Source organism: Streptococcus sp. 27098_8_75 (genome assembly GCF_041432475.1).
Taxonomy (GTDB): domain Bacteria; phylum Bacillota; class Bacilli; order Lactobacillales; family Streptococcaceae; genus Streptococcus; species Streptococcus gordonii.
In genome coordinates, this window is the sequence record NZ_JAPVZR010000001.1 from 62,824 (window position 1) to 84,537 (window position 21,714).

Sequence of the window (21,714 nt, forward strand, 5' to 3'; positions counted from 1 at the left end):
AGCTTTAGATTTTTAATTCATAGACTTCCTGCCAGCCTGCTGGTCCTAATATGCGCTGGGGCTGTTTGCTAAAACCGGTCTCTTGATAGAGATAGGAAGCGACCTGATTTCTCTCATTGACGCCTAGGATGATACTTTTATACATAGGCAGATGCTCTCTTATGAAATCAGGCAAGAGCTTTAAAGTCTGACTCCCGTAGCCTCGCATCTGAAAGTTTTCATCCGTTGAAAAGCTACGAAGGAGCAGACTATCTGGCTGACCGCCATAAGTATACTTCTCTTCCCCAGCGTCCAAAATCAGAAAGGTTACGATTTGATCTTCTACAAGGCCCAAGATGGCATAGCGATTTTCTAAGTCAGCGACAGCCTCCTTAGGATGACTGGTAAATTTCAAATCCGTTAATTGGTAAGACTGCAAGGCCTCTCTATCTGAACTGCGGTAGAATCGGATTTTCATTTAAAAATCCATTTCATCAGGATTTGGTGCGCCACCGGCCAGGCCACTGATATTTTTAAGCACTTCCAAGTCTGCTGCATCAAGCTCAATGTCAAAGCAGTCCAGATTGCTGGCAATCCGGCTCGGAGTGACCGACTTAGGCAGGGGCAGGAAGCCTTCCTGTAAGCTCCAAGCCAGCGCGACTTGGGCAATGGTCTTGCCATACTTGTCCGCCACAGCCTGCACGGCTGGATTTTGGAAAAGTTCACCTTGGCCAAATGGTCCCCAAGCTTCCAGTAAAATCTCATGCTCACGGCAGAAGTTCACTGCCTCTGTCTGATAGACACCTGGCGCCAGGCGGATTTGATTGACTGCTGGCCTGATGCGCGCTGTCTCAAGCAGGGCTTCTAAGTGATGAGGGAGGAAATTGCTGACGCCGATTGCACGAATCTTACCAGCATTATAGAGATCTTCCATGGCATGCCAGACTTCAGCATTGCGCTTTTTCCAAGCATCCTTTTCTCTCAAAGCTTTGGGATTCGGCCAGTGGATGAGGTAGAGGTCCAGATAGTCCAGTCCCAACCGCTCCATTGATTGGGCAAAGGCCTCTTGAGCCTCTTCATATGTATGAATGTCATTCCAAAGCTTAGTCGTGATGAAGAGCTCCTCCCTTGGAACGCCACTATCCTTGATTGCCCGTCCGACACTTTCTTCGTTCTTATAGATAGCGGCCGTATCGATGTGACGATAGCCTGCTTTAAGAGCGGCTAATGTTGCCTGATAGGCCTCTTCACCATCCTTAGCCTTCCATGTCCCAAAGCCAAGCACTGGGATTCTCACGCCGTTGTTTAAAAGGTACGTTTCCATAGGTATCCTCCGTCTATTATTTATGAGAGCCTCAAAGAGCTAAAAAGCTCTGTTGAGAAATAGTCGTCTATTATCCAACCTAGTCCTTCTTTTTCTTCTTAGGGACTATAGGCCCTGGCTTGAAGATATTTTTCTTGGTCGGAGCCATGCCCTTACTGATAAAACTATAGATGATAAAGGCGGCTCCAGCGACAATCATCAGAATACGACTCATAGCTAAGCCAAAAAGAAGAAAGACCACACCCATGAGGGTAAATTTATAATCAATCTTTTTCATGTTTCACTCCTGTTTATTTCGTTGATATCATTATATCATGAATACATCATTTCTTATTGATTCAAATTTATTTTCTCATTTTTTAAAAGCAGAAAGAACAGGCTCACCTGTTCTTTCTTTAAATATTTAGGAGACTTTTCTTTTTTATGATTAGGCTTCAAACCTTTTCTCACCATCCAAGTATGTGGCTATCAAGTCCAAATCATCATTTAAAACGATAAAGTCCGCATCATAACCTTCTTTGATCTGACCGCAAACATCATCAATATGAACAGATTTAGCCGGAATCAGGCTAGCCATCATGACGGCTTGGTGAGGATTGGCAATGCCCCATTTAACAACATTCTTCAAGCCATCTTTCAATTTCAAGATTGAACCAGCTAAGTTGCCTGTAGATTTGAGACGGGCCGTTCCATCTGCCACAACTACTGGAAATTCACCCAGCATATAATCACCGTCTTCCAGACCGCCTGCTGTCATACAGTCTGTTATCAGAGCGATATTTTCATGACCTTTTTGCTTGATCAGAATATCGCAAGCCTTAGGATCAACATGGTGGCCATCACAGATTAACTCTGCGTAGGTATGAGGAAGCTCATACATAGCACCAACCATACCCAACTCCCGGTGAGTCAAGCCACGCATACCATTATAGGCATGTACCCAGACGCTAGCACCAGCTTCCACTGCCGCCTTAGCTTGGTCAAAGGTTGCATCTGAGTGGCCGAGTGCTACTGTCACCCCTTCGTCAGTAATCGTACGAACAAACTCTTCGACACCATTTCGTTCAGGCGCAAGGGCAATCTTATTCAGCAAGCCATTTGAGGCCTTTTGCCAAGCACGAAATTCATCCATACGAGGATCTTTCATGTAGGAAGGATTTTGCGCTCCCTTGTATTTCTCTGTGAAATAAGGTCCTTCAAAATAAAGGCCACGAATCTTGGCACCAGTAGCCTCTTGGTAGTGGGCGCCGATATTTTCTGTAACAGCCAGCAAAAGCTCATAAGACGAAGTCAAAGTAGTTGGTAAAAAGCTTGTAACCCCTGTTGTCAAAAGACCATCACTCATGGTATGAAGGGTGCCTTCGATGTTATTGTCCATGACATCCACTCCGCCAAAGCCATGAATGTGGGTATCTACTAGACCAGGTGCAATGGAATAACCAGTGTAATCAATCACTTCAGCATCAGCAGGAACTTCTTTGACCAGCTTTCCAAATTTGCCATCTTTGATTTCTAAATAACCACCTTGACGGATCCCTTGAGGATAGAAAAACTGATCAGCTTTAATATATTTAGGCATAATATAACCTCCAGATTTTGTCCAAATAGACTAACTTTCTCCCTATTTGGTACTCATTGATTATGTCATCTATATTATAAACCTTTCCCATTTATTTGTAAATGGTATAGACCTATTTTGTGAAAAATTATTATATTAAAAAGACAGGAAGCTTTTCCTGTCTAAATTTGTTCTGCTTGGACCTTTTCAACCAAATTCATAGCATGGTCCGCAACCCTTGTATAGTGAGAAATGATATCAATAAAGTTGACCCCAGCTTGTGGTGTACATTCTCCGCGGTTGAGACGAGAAATGTGGGTCTTCCTAAGCTTACGCTCCAGCTGGTCAATTTTTGTATGCTTCTCTTCTAGACTGTCAGCCAGTTCAATATTATTATCTTCAACTGACTGCAAGGCATCCTTGACAAAATTCAAGGTCATTTGGTAAATCGTTTCTAATTCTTCCAAGGCAGCTTCTGAAAAGATAACTTTTTTCTTGATCAGGTAGTCTGTCAATTGTAGCAAGGCTTCACCGTGGTCCCCAATTCTCTCCAAATCACGAGAAGAGTCCAGGATATTGGTTAAGACTTCACTTTCTTTTTGATTGAGCTGTTCTCCAGAAAGATCAATCAGATAACGAGTCAGTTCTTCGTCAATGGCATTGATGGCTCCTTCTGTCTTATGACCCTTGTCTGCAGATTTTTCAGTATGGTTGATCAAATAATCATAGGACAGTTCAAAAGATTTAACAGCGTAGCTTCCCAAATGAAGCAATTCTTTCTTCGCATTTCCTAAGGCTAATGATGGTGCTTGCTTGATCAGGATCTTATCCAGATACAGAGGTTCATACTTAACAACCTCATCTTCACCAGGGATTAGTTTGGTCACTACATAGGCAAGAAAACCAATCAGCGGGAATTGAAGAATAGTATTGGTAATGTTGAAGGCACCGTGAGAGAAAGCAATCGTCATCTCAGGCGACAGGTGTAAGGTCGATTGGAACCACTGAACCATATTGGTAAAGGCCCCAAGAAAGAGCAGACAGACCAAGGTCCCCAGAACGTTAAAGAGCACATGAGATGCTGCAACACGTTTAGCAGCAATGTTGGCACCCAAGGAAGCAATAATTGCTGTGATGGTCGTCCCGATATTGTCCCCAAAAAGCACCGGTAGGGCTCCTTGAAGACTAATCAAATCACTAGCATATAGATTTTGCAAGATACCAATCGTAGCAGATGAAGCCTGAATAAGCAAGGTCAGCCCTGTTCCGACAAAGACTCCCAAGACTGGATTTTTGCTGAGCTGAATCATGTAATCTTTGAAGACCTGTAAATCCTTAAGTGGTTCCATCGCTCCGCTCATCAGATTTAGTGCAAAGAATATACCTCCGACCCCGAAGAGGATCCGACCAATATTGTTTATAGCACGGTTTTTTGTAAAGAATATACAAACAGCACCGATAAAGAGAATGGGAAGGGCATATTCCCCCAGCTTAAAACCAATGATGAAGGAGGTTACTGTTGTTCCGATATTGGCCCCCATGACAATCCCGATGGCCTGGCGCAAGGTCAGAAGCCCCGCACTTACCATACCGACAGTGATAACTGTCACACCTGAGCTGGATTGGATAAGTGCTGTCATCCCGATTCCAACCAGGATACCTAAGATAGGATTGCTGGTATACTTATCGATAAAATAACGCAGGCGATCACCAGCAGCTTGTTGCAGACCATCCCCCATCATCTTGATACTATAAAGAAATAGTCCCAAACCACCTAAAAAGTTAAAAATAATATCTTGCCAATTAATGGACATTCTTTGCCTCCTAAAACCTCTTTCGAAGTATTCCTTTTATATTTTATAGAATAATCGTCAAAGTCACAAGACCTTTTTTAAAAAAAATGAAAAAACTATACTATTTTGTGCAAGAAAAAAAGACCACAGAAGGTCTTTTTCCTATTATTTATCCAAATCCCGCAACATTTGGTCAATCTTGTTACCATATTCAATTGACTGATCTTTTACAAAGGTCAAGTCTGGAATTTTATACATTTTTAAATTGTGGCCCAACTCACGTTTGATAGTTCCAGTTGCTTTTTCAAGTCCCAACTGTGCTTTTTGATTATCTGATGCCAGATCACTCATAATAGTATAGTAGACCTTGGCCATTGATAAATCACCCAGCATTTGCACATCAGTGATGGTCACACCTTGGACACGCGGATCGCGGACTTTCTTTTGCAAAATCTCATTGACTTCGCGCTTGATTTCCATCCCAACCCGGTCCACACGGAAATGATTTGCCATTGGATTTCCTTTCTATTTCTTTCTCTGTAAGATAAGCTAGGCTCAGCCTAGCTTATTTTTATTTGGTTATAGAAGCCCGCCGTCTCATTTTGAGAAATGACTTGATGTAAGATTTCCGTAGAATCAGCCATTCCCATCAAGAATTATCTCATGAATACGGACTTAAAAGCTTCAGGGTTTCTCTTTTATTTTTTAATTTCTTCCATGATATAGGCTTCAATGGTATCATCTACTTGAATATCATTATAGCCTTCAATCATGAGACCACCTTCACGACCGTTCGTAACTTCTTTGACATCGTCTTTGAAGTGCTTCAAACTAGCCAGTTGGCCGTCATAGATCACGACGCCGTCACGAATCACACGGACCTTAGAGTCACGGGTAACTTTACCGCTGATAACCATAAATCCACCGATGGTACCAACTTTAGAAACCTTGAAAGTTTCACGGATAAGGGCTTCACCGATAATTTTTTCTTGGTATTCAGGGTCCAGCATTCCCTTCATAGCGTCTTCCACTTCTTCGATAACTTTGTAGATAATGCTGTGGAGACGAATTTCAACGCTATCAGACTCCGCTTGCTGACGAGCTTGCGGTGTAGGACGGACATTGAAACCGATAATAACGGCATTTGAAGCTTCAGCCAAGGTTACGTCTGATTCATTGATAGCACCAACTGCTGAGTGGACGATGGTTACCTTTACGCCCTCTACTTCGATCTTTTGTAGGGAAGCAGCCAAGGCCTCAACAGAACCTTGTACATCGGCTTTGATGATGACATTAACAGACTTCACTTCACCCGCTTTAAGGGTATCAAAGAGATTTTCAAGGCTGACACGGTGAGTAGCTTGACGTTGCTTCAGCAACGCCCGTTTAGCACGTTCTTCACCGGCTGCACGCGCAGCTTTTTCATCTTCATAAACAGCGAAATGATCACCAGCCATTGGTGTTTCGTTCAGACCTGTGATAGAAACTGGTGTAGATGGACCAGCCACTTTGACACGACGACCCAAATCATTGGTCATCGCACGGACACGACCAAAGGTATTACCAACAACGATAGGATCTTGAACATTCAAGGTACCTTGTTGGACAAGCAAGGTTGCAACAGCACCTTTTCCTTTATCCAAACGTGCTTCGATAACGGTACCGATGGCACGGACTGTTGGGTCAGCCTTAAGTTCTTGGATCTCTGCTACAAGTAGGACTGTTTCCAATAATTCATCGATGTTTTGGTTAAACTTAGCTGAGATTTCTACAAACTCAGAGTCTCCTCCCCAAGCTGTTGACATAACACCATGCTCTGCCAATTCACCGATAACACGTTCAGGATTGGCACCTGGCTTATCAATCTTGTTGATAGCAACAATGATTGGAACGTTCGCTGCTTTTGAGTGGTTGATTGCTTCAATAGTCTGAGGCATAACGCCATCATCAGCTGCAACGACCAGGATAGTGATATCCGTAACAGAAGCACCACGAGCCCGCATAGATGTGAATGCCGCATGTCCTGGCGTATCTAGGAAGGTAATCTTCTTGCCACCTTCGACGATTTGGTAGGCACCGATATGCTGAGTAATTCCTCCCGCTTCACCTGTCGCAACGCGTGAATTACGAAGAGTATCCAAGAGCGTTGTTTTACCATGGTCAACGTGACCCATGATAGTCACAACTGGTGGACGTTCTTCTAAAGCATCTTCATTGATGTAGCCTTCTTCGACAAAGAAACGTTCAATATCAGCAGTGTCAACTTCGACCTTCTTCTTAGCTTCGATACCATAGTCTACCATAAGGAGCTCAATAGTATCGCCATCAAGAGATTGGTTTTGCGTTGCCATAACGCCCATCATAAAGAGCTTCTTAACGATTTCTGCTGGTTCACGTTTGATCCGTTTTGCAATTTCTGCCACGGTCATGCCGTCTGTATATTCAAATTCTGTTGGCAATTCATGGAATTTACGCTCTGTAACAGGTTTTGGAGTCGCATTATTATTCCGATTATTCTTGCCTTTTTTCGATTTCTTATTGTTATTCCAATTACTATTCTTTTGATTTCTCACTTGATTTTGACTGCTTCGATTCTTTTGTTGTTTTCTTGGACCATCTTCTTCGTGATCAAAGTTATCACGTTCCTTATCTGGTCGTGCTTGTTTCTTGCGACGCGTATCCACAGCAGGCTCCTGAGCTGTTGGAGCTGGTGTTGCTGGTGCTTGCGCTGTAGGTTTTGGAAATTCTACTTCTACAAATAAATCTTCCAATTTTGCTTGTTCTTTACGCTTATTCTGCTCCCGCAAAGCTTCCTTGTTAGCCTTAGCCTGTTTGAAGCGCTCTTCACTAGAACGGGCATACTCAGCATTCTGCTCAGCTTTCAAGGCTGCTGCTCGCGCTTTAAAGTCAATCTTAGGCCCTTGGTTAAAGGACTGGCGTTGTTGATTATATTGGGATTGACCTTGATTGCGATGTTGATTGCCTTGTTCCTGACGATTGCGGCGATCATTGCGATTTTGACTATTACGGTCATTGCGATCGTTTTGGTTATTCCGGCGATCGTTGCGATCATTGCGGTTTCCTTGTAGTCTTTGTTGACCCTGTTGTTTACGACGTTCCGCCTGCTCTTTCGCCCGTGCTTCCCTTTCCGCTTTAAAGTTACGGCTTTGTGGACGTGTAACTTTAGGAGCAGTAGTTCCTTGTGCTTGCTCTTGCTTAGTTGCTGGGGCTTTTTCACTAGCTTTTTCCACAGGCTTAGGAGATGGTGCTGGGCTGGGTGACGGCTTGTTTGCTGCCTGTTCAGTCTTATCCTTTGCAGGCTTTGATGGCGTCGCCTCTGTTTTTATTGGCTCAGTACTTGGTTTTGCTTTGGCATCAGAAGCACCAGTAACTGCCTTTTTTACAGAAGCAAAACTGGCCACAATCTTATCCGCAGCAGCAGCTTCAACACTAGATGAGTGACTTTTAACATCCAAGCCTAGCTCTTTTGCCCGCTGAACAATTTCCTTACTTTCTTTTCCCAGTTCTTTTGCGATTTCGTATAATCTTTTTTTAGACAAATCCTTGTCCTCCTGTTCTATTGCATAATAGACCTCATTTTCTTTGTAAAACCAGCATCTGTGATGGCAAGCACTTTTCTTGCTTTACCAATCGCAGAGCTCAATTCCAGTGTTGAAAACACGGTTGATACATCTACTTGGTAATAGTGGCTTTTATCATTAATTTTTTTACTCAAATTTGGAGCGGCATCATGGGCTAGGAAAACCAGTTTTGCCTTCCCTTCTTGAATGGCCTTAACGACTAATTCTTCACCAGAAATAATCCGTCCTGCTCTTTGTGCCAGACCTAGTAGATTTGCGACTTGTTGTTTATTCAAGACCTAACTCTCTTCTTTTCACTTTGTGATCAACATAAGCAATCAATTCATCATAGAAAGCTTCGTCCACTTCCATATTAAAACTGCGATTAAAGACTTGTTTCTTTTTAGCTTGAAGCGCTTCTTCGTTATCCAGTTTGATATAAGCGCCACGGCCATTTGCCTTACCGGTTGGGTCAATAAATACTTGACCTTCCTTGTTTTTAACAATTCGCAGTAAATCACGTTTGTCAATCACTTGGTTTGAAACAACTGATTTTCTTAAAGGGATTTTTCGTGTTTTTGCCATGCTTGCCCCCTTAGTCTAGCTCTGTAACTTCGCTTTCTTCAAGGTCTGTTGCTAGTGCTGCTGCAGCCATTTCTTCCATTGCCTGGTCCGTATAGGTCAGATTTGCATCATCTTCGTAGACAACTTCCTCTGCCACTTCTCCAAAGCCACCCAATTCATTAGCTGCTTCCATCGCTTCAAACTCACTGGCTGATTTGATATCAATACGATAGCCTGTCAAGTGAGCTGCCAAGCGAACGTTTTGTCCCCGACGACCAATGGCCAATGACAACTTATTATCTGGAACGACCACTAGAGCACGTTTATTATCTTCTGCGTTAAAGATAACTTGGTCCACTTCAGCTGGTGCAATAGCATTGTAGATGAATTCAGCTGGATCTGCTACCCATTCGATAACATCAATATTTTCTTCAACAGGAACCATGCGATCGCTCTTGGCATCGTATTTTGCTGGGTGGAATTTGCTAGTGATTTTCTTGATATTAGCTCCACCACGACCAACGATTGTACCAATCGCATCTACATTTGGATTATGACTACGCACAGCAACCTTTGTACGGTCTCCTGCTTCACGAGCCACACTCATGATTTCTACAGTTCCGTCGTAAACTTCTGGGATTTCTTGTTCCATCAGACGTTTAATCATTTCAGGATGGCTACGGCTTACAAAGACATTCACTCCACGTGGGTTGTCTTCAACCTTGTAAACAAATACTTCGATCCGATCATGTGAAGCAAAAACTTCTCCAGGAATCTGATCTTGTTTAGAAAGTTGGGCTTCAATACTACCTAGGTTTACATAGATAAAACGGTTGTCAAAGCGTTCTACTGTACCTGACATGATTTCATTTTCATGTTCCTTATAAGTGTTATAAGTAATGGTACGAGTTTGCTTGCGCATCTTTTCCATAATAGTCTGTTTAGCAGACTGAGCGGCCACACGACCAAACTCAGCAGGAGCTTCTTCAAATTTAATCTTATCTCCTAGTTCATAAGCAGAACTAATAGCAAGCGCATCTTTCAAACTGATTTCTAAACGACTGTCAAAAACTTCGTCCACAACTTCACGAACTGTATAAACATGGAAGTCTCCTTTTTTCTCATCGAAATCAATCAAAGCACTATCTGCTTGACCATAACGACGACGATAAGCAGAACGAAGAGATTCTTTAACTGCGTCAATAATGTCTTCTTTTTTGATACCTTTATCTTCTTCTAAGATGCGGAAAGCATCTAGCATTTCTTTACTCATGTTTTCTTCGCTTTTGCTAGGCAAAAGCAATCCTTTCTTTTATTCTAAAACTTAACAGCGAGTCTTGCCTTGGAAACAAGACTATAGGGAATGTCAATTTCTTTCTTACGGGTTTTGTCCATATATTCTATGGTCAGAACATCCTCTTTAAACTGGAGCAAGGTCCCTTCAAATACCTTTTGTTTGTCCAAGGATTTATACAAACCAACATGAATATATTGACCAACTGCTGCTTCAACCTGCTCTTTGGTCTTAAGCGGCCTTTCTAAGCCGGGGCTAGTCACTTCAAGGAAGTACTGCTCAGGAAAGGGATCCGGCTTAATCGTATCCAGTAAGGGACTGATAATATCTGTCAAATCAGCTGTATCATTGACGGTGATTCCTTCTGGCTTGTCCACAAAAATACTTAGGACATAGTCGCTCCCAATCTTGCCATACTCTACATCTACCAATTCAAATGGCGCTGTAATAGCCGGCTCAATCACTGCCGTTACTAACTCTACAATTGTTGCGATAAGACTGCACCTCCTCATAGATAAGAGGCGAAGAATGATCTCCGCCTCACTTTCTAATATTCACTAAACTGTATTATAGCACTCCTCTCTTTAAAAAGCAAGAGATAGAGGCTTTTTCAGCATTTTTTATTAAAATACTGCTTCTACTCGGTAAATAACCTGCCCTTTGCTAGAAAACTTTTGTTCATATTCTGTCAGAACATTTCCTTCAAAGTCGCTCGCATGCAAGTCAAGCCAGACTCCCTTCAGCTTCATACCATACTGAGAAAAGCTGACTAGACTGTACTCAAACAAACCACGGTTGTCCGTCTTAAAATGGACTTCTCCTTTTTCAGGTAAAATCTGCTTAAAGGTGTCCAGAAAAGACTTATAAGTTAAGCGACGTTTCTCATGGCGTTTTTTGGGCCAGGGATCAGAGAAATTCAAATACAGTCGATCAATCTCCCCGTCAGCAAAATAGTTGGTCAAATCAGAACCGTCCACCCAGAGCAATTTGATATTAGGAACATCGGTTGCCAAGACCTTATCAAGAGCATAGCTGAGAACTGATTTTTGAATATCAATTCCGATATAATTGATATTTGGATTGGCCTTGGCCATACCAGTAATAAAGGCCCCTTTACCACTTCCAACTTCAATATGAATCGGATGATTATTACCAAAAAGCTCCTGCCATTTCCCTTTGGCATCAGCTGGGTTTAAGACGACATATTGGGGATTGGCTTCTAGAAGCTCAGTTGCCCCCTTGCGGTTTCTTACTCTCATGATTCCTTTCTGTATTTGGCCCGGAAATTGCGCAAAGCATAAATTTCACGGTTCACATTTTCTAAATCGTTATTCTCATAATACTTAGCGACTTGGCAAAGGTAGCTATACTGACTGTACCAGTAGAGCTTCTCTAAAACCTTTTCATTGTATTTATAGCCATAATAAATCAGCCATTCTTCCCAACGTGCTTCTGGAATATAGTGACTGAGCAAATGCGCCACGTCGAACATTCTATCTGTTAAGCGGACAGAGTCCCAATCAACGAGGTATATCAATCCACTCCTTGTTTCTACCCAGTTACTATGGCGTACATCTCCATGCACAATAGTTGCATAATCTTCTCGGAAGGCAGGCAAGTTTTTACGTAAGTCTGCAATGATGGACTGTAAATACTGGTTGCTCTTCAAGGCCATAGGCACTTTTTCTACCCAGTTATCTAAGAGATCATTAGGATGTTCTAAAGCGTAACCTAGTTTTGTCAACTGAGTCATCAGTGGCCGTGACCGGTGCAGTCGGATTAAAATATCAAAAATTTGCTTTCTTTCCAAACCATCTGGTCCTAAAATTTCACCAGACAGCCATTCTTGTGCAGTCATCACATTGCCATCAGGAAGACGACGGCTCCATAGAAGTTGCGGAGCAATTTGTTCCTTAGCAAGCCCTGCCAAAATTGGAGTCGTATTCATCTTCACAAATACACGCTCTCCATCAGGATAACTGCCCATATAAGCCTTCCCGCTCTTACCATTTATAGGCGTTAGGGTCAGTTCATTATCGTTCAAGTCCATTCTTACCCTCCATCAAAGTTTCCAATCTATTTTACTAGTTTTAAGCCCTTTCGTCAACCAATCCTTTAAGCTTATAAGGCAGATAAACTGCGTAAAGTATCAGGTATACAAGAAGGATAAAAAGGACCATTATTTTTTCTTTAAAAAATAGCAGAGCTGTCAATAATTCTACGATTAATACGACTGCTCCAATGCTAGTGATAACTCGTTTAGCTCCTTTTACCTTTGCACTTTCCTCTAGAGGGAAGAGTTTGATTAAATATTGATAATCATAGGCATCATACAGGGCTAGAAGCTGAAAGAGCAAGAGATATTGAAAAAGACCGACAAAGATTGTTGCAATCATGCTTTGAGGTAGAAAAATAATAATCAGCAATGATAAAATCAACAAACGTAGACTAAGAGCAAAAAAGTCCCCATTTCTCAAATAAGAACGCAAGAAGAGATTGTCCCAAACTTTCTCTTGGTTCTTGGACAGGCGGTTGGTCAAGAAATCTAAATAAGCTCGTCTTTTTACGCTACTTGATATTCCCTTAACATTCGTAAAGAGAGCAAAAAATTGCAAAATTCGCTGTTTGCGTCTCTCTTCGTAGGCAATTAGAGACTTCCAATCAAGCCCTTCCTGCAAATAGAATTTCCGACTTTTCCATTGAAATACCAGAGCTTTCAAAGCAAACAGGAACAAACAATATAGAGTAAAGCCCCAGATAGGCACACCTAAAGCTAGAAAAAGAGGTGCCAAGAGAAGCAAAAACAAGGTTTGCAAAATTCCCCAAAGAATAAAAGAATTTCGCCTTTGTTTGCCGACATAGATACGGACTTCTTCTTCCTTAGCCAAAAGAAAGAGGCTATCTGGCTTTTCAAGATAGGTAGCAATCCTGCCCATAAAAACCAAGCCCAGTGAAAGGAAGACTATGGCTAGCCAGATAGGCAAATGATTTTTAGGAAAATTGCGAAGCAACTGGCTGTATTGAACCGCTGTAAAGCCCAAGAAAACCATTAAAAATAGAACAAAGTGGTCATTCAGAACATAGCGCAGATATTTGACACACTGATTCCGAAAATCCAGTTTGCGCTTAGCAAATACTTCTCTCATAGGGTCGCCTCTTCTGTCAAAGCTAGGTAGATTTCATTGAGACTTGCTTCTGGCAATGAAAATTCTTCTCGCAACTGTGCTAAATTTCCTTTAGCCCGTACCTGACCCTTGTGCAAGATAACAAAAGAATCACACATTTTCTCTGCCGAATCAAGCACATGAGTACTCATCAGGATAGACTTTCCTTTAGCCTTTTCTTCTGCTAGGAGCTCAATCAAATCAGAAATGGCCAGAGGATCCAATCCTAAAAAAGGCTCGTCCACAATAAACAAACTAGGGTCAATCACAAAGGCACAGATGATCATAACCTTCTGCTTCATTCCCTTTGAGAAATTGACCGGGAACCAATCTAACTTGTCTTTAAGACGGAAGATCTGAAGCAATTTATCCACTCGATCCATAGCTGTTTGCGAGTCAATGTCATAGGCCATAGCAACCGTCTCGATATGTTCCTTCAAGGTTAATTCTTCGTAGAGACTCGGTGTTTCAGGGATAAAACCAATCTTTTTGCGATAGGCTGTCCTGTCTGACTTCAGACTCAAACCATCTATCAAAATCTCCCCTTGATAAGGCGTCAATAGGCCGATTATTTCATTGATGGTTGTTGACTTTCCAGCCCCGTTTAGACCAATCAGTCCGACAAGCTGACCGTCTCCAACTTCAAAACTGATATCTTTCAAAACAGGAATATTGACATAGCCACCTGTAAGCCCTTTTATTTCTAACATTTTTTCTCCAATTTCTGGTATAATAACTGTATTGTGGGTACTGCTTTTGAGCCAACAAGACGTCTCCTTTTTAAGACGATAAGCTCAGTATTGCAGTCTCCTCTATTATATCAAAATCTAGCCAAAGAGGTGCATTTTATGACAGATTGTATTTTTTGTAAAATTATTGCAGGAGACATCCCTGCGGCTAAAGTCTATGAAGACGAAGCCGTCCTAGCCTTTCTTGATATTTCACAAGTAACGCCTGGTCACACACTTGTTGTCCCAAAGCAACACTTTCGTAACCTTCTGGAGATGGACGGAAGCAGTTCTAGTCAACTCTTCGAACGTGTGCCTCAAATCGCCCGTAAAGTTATGAAGGCAACTGGTGCGACAGGCATGAATATCATTAATAATAACGAAGAAATTGCTGGCCAAACTGTTTTTCATACCCATGTTCATTTAGCGCCACGCTATGATGAAAATGACGATTTAAAACTAACCTTTGTTGCTCATGAACCTGACTTTTCTGAACTAAGTCGCTTGGCAGCAGAAATTTCTCAAGCTATAGATTAGGAGGCTTATAATGAAATTATCTAACCTCTTTCTCTTTACCGGAGCAGCCGTCACTAGTTACTTACTGGTAAAAAATCGCGAAAGCATTACAGACGAAATCAGTGATACTGGCCAACTATTACACAAAGCACAAGACAGCCTATCTGAAATCCAAGCTAACTTAAGTTACCTAAGAGAGCAAAAAAGCACACTGGAAGATATAAGCAAAGACCTCCAATATAAGATCAATGTTTTTAACCAAGAAGCGCAAGCAAGATTTGCTGAAATTCAAGATATTTGGGAATCTTCTCCTATCAAACAAAAAAATAATTAGATTTAAAAAGAGTCAAGTTTTCAAATGCTGAAAGCTTGACTCTTTGTTATTATTGCGCTTCTGTTCCAGTCGCAGTAGATTGTTCCTGGGTCGTAGGCGTTGCTGTTGCCGTCTGATCCACTGAACTAGGTGATGTAATTGTATTCCCCTGACTGGTACTAGCCGGAGTTGAATAAGAGTAAGTATTATTTGAATAAGTCGTTTCTGTGTCCGTCGCATCCGATAAGGACGAAGAATAGCCAGCAGAAGAACTTGTTGAAGGCCCACCACTTCCATCTATTTCATCATACAAGACTGCATTGGTCTCTAATTTTGACAAAGTACTTAATCCAAGTGACTTACGCAAGATATTTTGCATTTCTAACAAGTGGTCTCGTGTCACGATTTGGTAACTTCCACCATCAGCTAGAGTCGCATCTTCGCCTCGTAATTGCTGGCTATCAATTCGTCTGAATGCATCCTTGTAGCCCAGAAGCTGAGGTATACTTCCAGATGTTAATTCAATATTGGTTTGCATATTTGAACTAACAGCCTTCAAAATAGCTTGATAGTGACTCACACTATTTAGACTGAGAACCTTCTCAACAACTTTTTTGATAACTTCACGTTGGCGTTTTTGACGACCATAGTCTCCTTCTGGATCTTGATAGCGCATCCGAGCGTATACCAAGGCTTGGTCCCCATTAATCTTTTGAACACCCGGCTCAATCTTAGCTGTGTATTCTGGTTCATTTTCTTCGATAGAAATCGGAAAATCAAAGGTATTATTAACTGTAATGCCCCCGACAGCATCCACCAATTGAACAAGGCCCTTCATATTAATCAAAACATAGCGATCGATATGAATATTCATCATCTCCTGGATAGTGGAAATAGCCAACTTAGCACCGCCTGAAGCGTAGGCTGAGTTTAATTTTGCCTCAACTGTTTCACCATCTTTATCCTTAAATTTGGTAAGAATATCTCTTTCCAAACTCATCATAACTGTCTTCTTAGTTGTTGGATTGACGGACAGTAAAATCATACTATCACTATTTCCAGCCCATGTATCTTCACGCGAGCCACTACCTGTATCCACTCCCATCAGGAGAATCGTCATAGGTTTCGTAGCAGAGATAACATCTGTTTCTCCTCCCAGACTCTTATAGGTCTTCGAGAGTTCTCCAGTAGACTGATCATAAATAGTCCAGGCATAGGCCCCCACTCCCATGACTGTCACCAGCAATAAACTTAAAAACATTAATAAGGTCTTTTTAAACATATATTTTTAATCTATCAGTTTTCCCATGAGGTAAACATCTAGAAATTTCCCTTCGTTTAGATAGGCTCCACGTTTTTGTAAGCCTTCAATCTCAAAGCCTAAACTTTGATAGAGATGCACTGCTCGTTCATTTCTTACTTGCACACTTAGAGCTAATTTGCGGATCACACCAGACTGGCTAGCCCAATCAATGGCTTCCTCCATGAGAATCCTACCCAAACCTTGGTTCCAGTATGATTTTCTTACAGCAATGAACAGATCGCCAATATGGCAAACACGCGCATGACGATCAGCAGTAATATTGATTAGTCCGGCCAAGTTTTCATCTAGGAAAGCCAGAATTGAAATTCGATTTTCCAAGGAAGCCTGTAAGTCTAAAAATTCAGCCATTTGCTGCACACTCATCATGACTCCCTCCTCATCCAAAGTCGTATAATCAGACTCTTGACCAATCTGGCTGAGGAAGTCAATCAGAAGTTCCGCATCACTAGCTTCAGCTTCCCTCAGTAGCAAATCATATTCTCTTGGCATTAACGGATTTCGCTTTCTATCTTTTGCAAGAGATCCTTTGAAGCTTGTCCAACAGCCTCGAATAAAATCCGCCTTCCGTCTTCTTCTTTGACAAGCTGAATCTTCAGGTAATCTTGTGGCAAACTATCTTCCAAAAGCTCTCCCCACTCGATAACAGTAACCCCATCACCATAGAGGAAGTCATCTAGGTCAATTGAATCTGGATCTTCTCCAATCCGGTAAACATCCAGATGATAGAGTGGAAACCGCCCTTCGTACTCTCGAACAATGGTATAGGTAGGACTCTTGATCATTTGCCTAATGTCCAAGCCTTGAGCAATCCCCTTGGTCAGGGTTGTTTTACCAGCCCCCAGATCGCCCGATAAAATCAGCACATCTCGAGCTTGAAGTAAGTGGCCTATTTTCTGACCAATAGCAATCAGCTCATTTTCATTATGACTAAACATAAGTCTTATTATACCAGAAAAAATTTTTTCATGCATAAAATCACAACATAAAAAAGAAGCTGGATAAATCCAACTTCTCTGATTATTTTGCTAAAGCCAGACTGACGAAGTTTAAAATGAAGAGAGCATCTAAAATCCAAATCATAGTATGAACTTCTTTGGCCTGTCCCTTTACTGTTTTGACCAGAGCGTACATGATAAAACCAGCTGCGATACCATGAGTAATGCTGTAGCTGAATCCCATGAATATTGAAGTGAAGAAAGCAGGGATTGCTTCAGTCAAATCATCCCATTCGATGTTTTTCAGACTACCCAGCATCATAATTCCAACAACAATTAAAATCGGAGCTGTCGCAACAGTTGGAACGATTGCTAAGAGAGGGCTAAAGAAGCTAGATATAGCAAAACAGATTGCTACGACTAGAGCTGTCAGACCAGTTCGTCCTCCCGCTCCAATACCTGCTGCTGACTCTACATAAGTAGTAACGTTTGAGGTTCCTGCAATAGCCCCAATAGAAGTACCAATCAAGTCTGAATACAAAGCCTTATCCAGCCTCTCAGATTCATGGTTTTCTCCAGAACTTGCCACAATTCCAACCTTTTCACCTGTACCGATTAGGGTTCCGATTGTATCAAAAATATCTGTCAAGGAGAAGGCCAAAATAGCCATAAATGTCTGAGGTAAACGAGCCGTATCAGTAAAGAGAGCACCTAAACCTTTTGGACCAATTGCTACACCAAAAATTTCTCCCAACTCTTTAAAGGCAGTACCAAGATTATTTTGACTCAAGTCAATTAAGGATAGGTTTACCAAACCAACAGAAATGGCAACCACAGTTGTAGCAAAGATGGATAGGATAACTCCACCCTTAATTCCTTTTACCACAAAAAAGACAGTAATCGCTAAACCTACCAAGGCAACTAAAACAGCAGGGTCATTAAAAGCAACTAGGCCTGGTGTAGCAGATGAGTTAGCGGTGATAGCTGATTGAGCTTTCTCTACACTTTCGCCAGCAACTGTATAAGTCCCTGGATCAATAGAAAATTTCAATAAGCCTGCATTTTTAATCCCTACATAAGCTAAGAAAACACCAATACCTGCTGAAATTGCAGCTCTTAAGGATCCTGGAATAGACTCAATAATGGTCTTCCGAATCTTGGTCAAGGTAATAATCAAAGAAATGATTCCACAGATGAAGACCATTCCCAGAGCTTCCTGCCAAGTATAGCCTAAACTAAAGACAACTGTAAAGGTGAAAAAGGCATTCAGACCCATCCCAGGTGCTTGTGCGTAGGGCAGATTAGCATAAAAGGCCATCATCAAGGTACCAGCCACAGCACCAATAATCGTTGCTAAAAATACTCCTTGTGCTGGCATACCAGTTTGAGATAGCATTGCTGGATTGACAAAGAGAATATAACTCATCGCAAAAAAGGTTGTTAATCCAGCGAGAATTTCTGTACGAACGGTCGTACCATTCTCCTTTAATTTAAAAAGTTTGTCCAATTCATATCTCCCATCTATAGACAAAGATTTTAGTTCGTTTTAAACGAACAACTAATCCATTATAACAAAAAAACATTCACCTTTTCAAGACAAATGTTTATATTTTTATTATTTTTTATCATCTCTTGCCATAAAAAGCAAACTCATGAATTGAATAAATGTAAATCCCAATATAAAAAACAAACGTTCCCTTTGAAAAGTCGCTAGTAATTTCTCAACTACTTGACTGGGATTATTAATTAAATCCCACGTATTTAAGCGGTCATAACGACCAATATAAATTGCTAGACTAGAGATAAAAGAGAGGCCACCCGTTACGATTAAATCCAGCCACCAAGTTAATCTCAAACGCTCTCTAATAATGATCCAACTTTCAATTCCACAGTATACACCAAATAAGATGCTTGGAACAAAAGCCATAAACAAGTGCAAACTGGTCTTATTCCACAAGGTATCTCCAACCCAATGCATATGAACAATATCAGTTATCATATAAAAAGTATTGGGATAAAAGACCAGCCAAAGGATGAAAAATACAGGAAATAACCAGGCCTGTTTAAAATAACGAGTCAAAATAGCAAAATCATAAGCAATCAAAGCCAGCATCATATTCCAGACTAGGTCAGGACCTGACTTAGTTATTCCTTCCATGTATACTAACAAGGAAATCAACAGAAAAAATAAATGAATCATGAAAATTTTACGCATACAAGAAAACTCCTCACTTAGAAATAAAAAGTCCGACCAGATGCAATTGTTCATTACAAGCATCTGCCTCGACCTTTGGAAGTACATTATAACACAAATCACTACCATTAAACTTAAAATCTGCTATAATAGGAACTATCATACTTGAAGAGGAAATAACATGGCGCATAAAATTATTGCTGTAGACCTTGATGGTACTTTGCTTAATTCGCAAAGCCAATTGTCAGATTTTACTAAAGAAACCATAAAAAAAGTAGCTCAAAAAGGACATAAGGTCATCATTACAACCGGCCGCCCATACCGCATGGCTCATCAATACTATGAAGAATTAGGGCTAGATACTCCTATGATTAACTTTAATGGTTCTCTGACACATCTACCAGGTAAGAAATGGAAATTTGAAAAATCTTTGACAGTCGATAAATCATATCTGATTGATATGGTTGCTCGAGAAGAAGAAATTGAAGCAGACTTTATTGCCGGTGAGTACCGCAATAAATTTTATATTACCAACACTAACGAAGAAATTGCCAATCCTCAATTATTTGGCGTAAATGCTTTTGTTCCCGAGAATCAGTTTAACCCTCAGCTCGTCACTAAGAATCCTAGTGTCATTCTCTTGCAGACACGAGCAGAAGATAAATATGCTCTAGCTGATCAAATGAGTTCATTTTATCAACACGAGCTGACCATCAATACCTGGGGCGGACCACTCAACATTCTTGAATGTACTCCCAAAGGAGTCCACAAGGCCTTTGCCTTGAAGTATCTTTTAAACATCATGAATGCAGATCGTAAAGATTTGATTGCTTTTGGTGACGAACACAATGACACTGAAATGCTAGAGTTCGCTGGTACTGGTTATGCTATGAAAAATGCTAATACTAGTCTTCTGCCTTTTGCTGATCAACAACTGGGACTAACAAACGATCAGGACGGTGTGGCCCATGAACTAATGAGATTATTCCTTTAAGCCCCTAACCTATAAATAAAAATCAACACCACAAGACAGAGATTTTGTGGTGTTTTTCAATGTTCAAAAAACTTAGAAGAACAAAAAAGATCTGGCCTTGTATGCAACAAAACCAAACCTTCCTTTCCTAACCGTAATCAAAGACTCAATCAGACTAAGAGGTTATACAAACTCTCATTACCATGAAGATTAATGTATCCAGGATCAAACTCTGATAAGCGTGAAAGCAAAGCTTGATAATCATTCTTATCACCCAGAGCAATACCGATTAAAACTGGACCTGTTCCCTTGTTGGCACGTTTGATATATTCAAAACGCGTGATATCATCGTTGACACCTAAAATGTTATTCACAAATTCTCGAAGAGCACCCGGACGTTGTGGGAAATTAACCACAAAATAGTGCTTAATTCCATCGTAAATAAGGGCGCGTTCTTCCATTTCTTGCATCCGGTTGATATCATTGTTACCCCCTGAAATAATGCAGACAACGTTTTTGCCTTTGATTTCTTCTTTCATTACTTCTAAAGCTGCAATGGAAGCTGCACCTGCTGGCTCAGCAATGATCCCCTGTTTTGAATACATATCAATCAAGGTCTCTGAAATCAGACCTTCATCCACACCAACCAGTTTATCAACATATTTACGAGCCACTTCATAAGTTGATTGCCCAACCTTTTGGACAGCAATTCCGTCCGCGAATTTGTCAATCTCCTCTAACTTAACTGGCTCTCCGTGATCAAAGGCGGCTTGCATACTCTGAGCACCCGAAGCCTCAACTCCAATCACTTCCATTCCAGGTGCAACATACTTAATATAAGTTGAAACTCCTGAAATCAGACCTCCTCCACCAACTGGAACGAAGATCTGATCAAAATCAACACCTTCTTCTTGGGCTTGTTCATGGATTTCGTAAGCCACCGTTCCTTGACCGGCCTGAACATTTAGATCATCAAAAGGATCAATGAAGGTTAGTTTTTCTGATTTGGTGAATTCTTGTGCGGCCTTAGCAGAGGCATCAAACGTATCTCCTACCAACTTAATGGTTACATAATCGCCACCAAAAAATCGCACTTGTCCAATCTTTTGCTGAGGTGTCGTAACAGGCATAAATATAGTCGCTGGGATTTTCATCTCATGGCAAGTAAAAGCTACTCCCTGCGCGTGATTTCCCGCCGAAGCACAGACCACTCCTCTTTTTTTATCCTCTTCAGATAGCTGGTGAATGGCGTAATAAGCACCGCGAATCTTAAAAGAGCGTACCTTTTGCATATTTTCGCGCTTCAGATAAACTGTCGCCCCATATTTTTCAGATAAATAACGGTCAAAGTCCAGTGGAGTCCGTTCAACTACATTTTTTAATACTTGATGGGCTTTAAAAATATCTCTAGCTGCAAGCATACAATTCCCTTCTTTATGTATTATCCTTGTAAGCGTGGAAATCAATTAACCAC

23 protein-coding genes and 2 pseudogenes are annotated in these 21,714 nt (G+C 41.2%); 3 read left to right on the plus strand and 22 right to left on the minus strand.

All coding sequences use genetic code 11. The features are described from left to right. Positions 1–4: 4 nt before the first annotated feature. The 16 genes and pseudogenes from O3640_RS00280 to O3640_RS00355 all read right to left on the minus strand — a co-directional run bounded on the left by O3640_RS00280 (position 5) and on the right by O3640_RS00355 (position 13,967). A complete protein-coding gene (locus O3640_RS00280) occupies positions 5–457 on the minus strand; it encodes a GNAT family N-acetyltransferase (protein ID WP_268712997.1) in 453 nt (150 codons plus the stop codon). After that, positions 458–1,303, minus strand: coding sequence for an aldo/keto reductase (locus O3640_RS00285; protein WP_268712996.1), 846 nt, complete (start codon positions 1,301–1,303; stop codon positions 458–460). A 79-nt stretch (positions 1,304–1,382) separates the two neighbouring features. Continuing rightward, on the minus strand, positions 1,383–1,580 hold the full coding sequence (locus O3640_RS00290; protein ID WP_008808554.1) for a hypothetical protein: 198 nt from the start codon (positions 1,578–1,580) through the stop codon (positions 1,383–1,385). Positions 1,581–1,730: 150 nt separating this feature from the next. Next, a complete protein-coding gene (nagA, locus tag O3640_RS00295) occupies positions 1,731–2,882 on the minus strand; it encodes an N-acetylglucosamine-6-phosphate deacetylase (RefSeq protein WP_227955740.1) in 1,152 nt (383 codons plus the stop codon). A 161-nt stretch (positions 2,883–3,043) separates the two neighbouring features. Next, positions 3,044–4,675 carry a Na/Pi cotransporter family protein gene (locus O3640_RS00300; protein ID WP_221738535.1) on the minus strand — a complete coding sequence of 544 codons (1,632 nt, stop codon included), beginning with the start codon at positions 4,673–4,675 and terminating at the stop codon, positions 3,044–3,046. 144 nt (positions 4,676–4,819) lie between these two features. Further along, positions 4,820–5,167: a 30S ribosome-binding factor RbfA gene (rbfA, locus tag O3640_RS00305; protein ID WP_008808551.1), complete on the minus strand. Its 348-nt coding sequence runs from the start codon at positions 5,165–5,167 to the stop codon at positions 4,820–4,822. A gap of 185 nt (positions 5,168–5,352) precedes the next feature. After that, a pseudogene (infB, locus tag O3640_RS00310) lies at positions 5,353–7,581 on the minus strand (translation initiation factor IF-2); the annotation flags it as partial. A gap of 377 nt (positions 7,582–7,958) precedes the next feature. Further along, positions 7,959–8,214: pseudogene (locus O3640_RS00315) on the minus strand (translation initiation factor IF-2 N-terminal domain-containing protein); the annotation flags it as partial. Positions 8,215–8,231: 17 nt separating this feature from the next. Then, entirely contained in the window at positions 8,232–8,531 is a 300-nt protein-coding gene (locus tag O3640_RS00320) for a YlxQ-related RNA-binding protein (RefSeq protein WP_012000046.1), read from the minus strand. Next, on the minus strand, positions 8,524–8,820 hold the full coding sequence (gene rnpM, locus O3640_RS00325) for an RNase P modulator RnpM (protein ID WP_008808548.1): 297 nt from the start codon (positions 8,818–8,820) through the stop codon (positions 8,524–8,526). Before rnpM ends, O3640_RS00320 begins: the two co-directional genes overlap by 8 nt. Positions 8,821–8,830: 10 nt before the next feature. After that, positions 8,831–10,072: a transcription termination factor NusA gene (gene nusA / locus O3640_RS00330; RefSeq protein ID WP_046165135.1), complete on the minus strand. Its 1,242-nt coding sequence runs from the start codon at positions 10,070–10,072 to the stop codon at positions 8,831–8,833. Positions 10,073–10,116: 44 nt separating this feature from the next. Then, a complete protein-coding gene (gene rimP, locus O3640_RS00335) occupies positions 10,117–10,605 on the minus strand; it encodes a ribosome maturation factor RimP (RefSeq protein ID WP_125376968.1) in 489 nt (162 codons plus the stop codon). A 111-nt stretch (positions 10,606–10,716) separates the two neighbouring features. Next, entirely contained in the window at positions 10,717–11,352 is a 636-nt protein-coding gene (gene trmB, locus O3640_RS00340; RefSeq protein ID WP_045772936.1) for a tRNA (guanosine(46)-N7)-methyltransferase TrmB, read from the minus strand. Continuing rightward, on the minus strand, positions 11,349–12,143 hold the full coding sequence (gene ccrZ, locus O3640_RS00345; protein ID WP_008808544.1) for a cell cycle regulator CcrZ: 795 nt from the start codon (positions 12,141–12,143) through the stop codon (positions 11,349–11,351). The genes trmB and ccrZ overlap by 4 nt, the downstream gene beginning before the upstream one ends. A 40-nt stretch (positions 12,144–12,183) precedes the next feature. Continuing rightward, complete coding sequence (locus O3640_RS00350; protein ID WP_371586421.1) at positions 12,184–13,239, minus strand: ABC transporter permease; 1,056 nt, start codon at positions 13,237–13,239, stop codon at positions 12,184–12,186. Then, positions 13,236–13,967: an ABC transporter ATP-binding protein gene (locus tag O3640_RS00355; protein ID WP_125376966.1), complete on the minus strand. Its 732-nt coding sequence runs from the start codon at positions 13,965–13,967 to the stop codon at positions 13,236–13,238. The genes O3640_RS00350 and O3640_RS00355 overlap by 4 nt, the downstream gene beginning before the upstream one ends. A gap of 138 nt (positions 13,968–14,105) precedes the next feature. On the opposite strand from O3640_RS00355, the gene O3640_RS00360 reads away from it, so the two are divergent. Then, positions 14,106–14,522, plus strand: coding sequence for an HIT family protein (locus tag O3640_RS00360; RefSeq protein ID WP_045634226.1), 417 nt, complete (start codon positions 14,106–14,108; stop codon positions 14,520–14,522). A gap of 10 nt (positions 14,523–14,532) precedes the next feature. Then, positions 14,533–14,835 carry a hypothetical protein gene (locus tag O3640_RS00365; RefSeq protein WP_008808540.1) on the plus strand — a complete coding sequence of 101 codons (303 nt, stop codon included), beginning with the start codon at positions 14,533–14,535 and terminating at the stop codon, positions 14,833–14,835. 49 nt (positions 14,836–14,884) lie between these two features. On the opposite strand, the gene O3640_RS00370 is transcribed toward O3640_RS00365, so the two are convergent. From O3640_RS00370 to O3640_RS00390, 5 genes are all read right to left on the minus strand, one after another. Further along, positions 14,885–16,096, minus strand: a complete 1,212-nt coding sequence (locus O3640_RS00370) for an LCP family protein (RefSeq protein ID WP_045634227.1) — start codon at positions 16,094–16,096, stop codon at positions 14,885–14,887. Positions 16,097–16,102: 6 nt separating this feature from the next. Next, positions 16,103–16,627 carry a GNAT family N-acetyltransferase gene (locus O3640_RS00375; RefSeq protein ID WP_061594829.1) on the minus strand — a complete coding sequence of 175 codons (525 nt, stop codon included), beginning with the start codon at positions 16,625–16,627 and terminating at the stop codon, positions 16,103–16,105. Further along, the gene (gene tsaE, locus O3640_RS00380) at positions 16,627–17,073 is read right to left on the minus strand and encodes a tRNA (adenosine(37)-N6)-threonylcarbamoyltransferase complex ATPase subunit type 1 TsaE (protein ID WP_045505864.1); all 447 of its coding nucleotides are present in this window, start codon (positions 17,071–17,073) and stop codon (positions 16,627–16,629) included. Before tsaE ends, O3640_RS00375 begins: the two co-directional genes overlap by 1 nt. Positions 17,074–17,155: 82 nt before the next feature. Continuing rightward, positions 17,156–18,580 carry an NCS2 family permease gene (locus O3640_RS00385; protein WP_045634230.1) on the minus strand — a complete coding sequence of 475 codons (1,425 nt, stop codon included), beginning with the start codon at positions 18,578–18,580 and terminating at the stop codon, positions 17,156–17,158. Positions 18,581–18,688: 108 nt separating this feature from the next. Beyond that, positions 18,689–19,288 (minus strand): DUF1361 domain-containing protein, encoded by a 600-nt coding sequence (locus O3640_RS00390; protein ID WP_268723002.1) that lies wholly within the window; start codon positions 19,286–19,288, stop codon positions 18,689–18,691. Between the two features lie 160 nt (positions 19,289–19,448). Here O3640_RS00390 and O3640_RS00395 point away from each other — a divergent pair, with 160 nt between their 5' ends. Then, positions 19,449–20,261, plus strand: a complete 813-nt coding sequence (locus tag O3640_RS00395; protein ID WP_008808534.1) for a Cof-type HAD-IIB family hydrolase — start codon at positions 19,449–19,451, stop codon at positions 20,259–20,261. Positions 20,262–20,410: 149 nt separating this feature from the next. Here O3640_RS00395 and ilvA read toward each other — a convergent pair whose 3' ends face one another. After that, positions 20,411–21,661: a threonine ammonia-lyase IlvA gene (gene ilvA / locus O3640_RS00400; protein WP_012000033.1), complete on the minus strand. Its 1,251-nt coding sequence runs from the start codon at positions 21,659–21,661 to the stop codon at positions 20,411–20,413. Positions 21,662–21,714 lie beyond the last annotated feature (53 nt).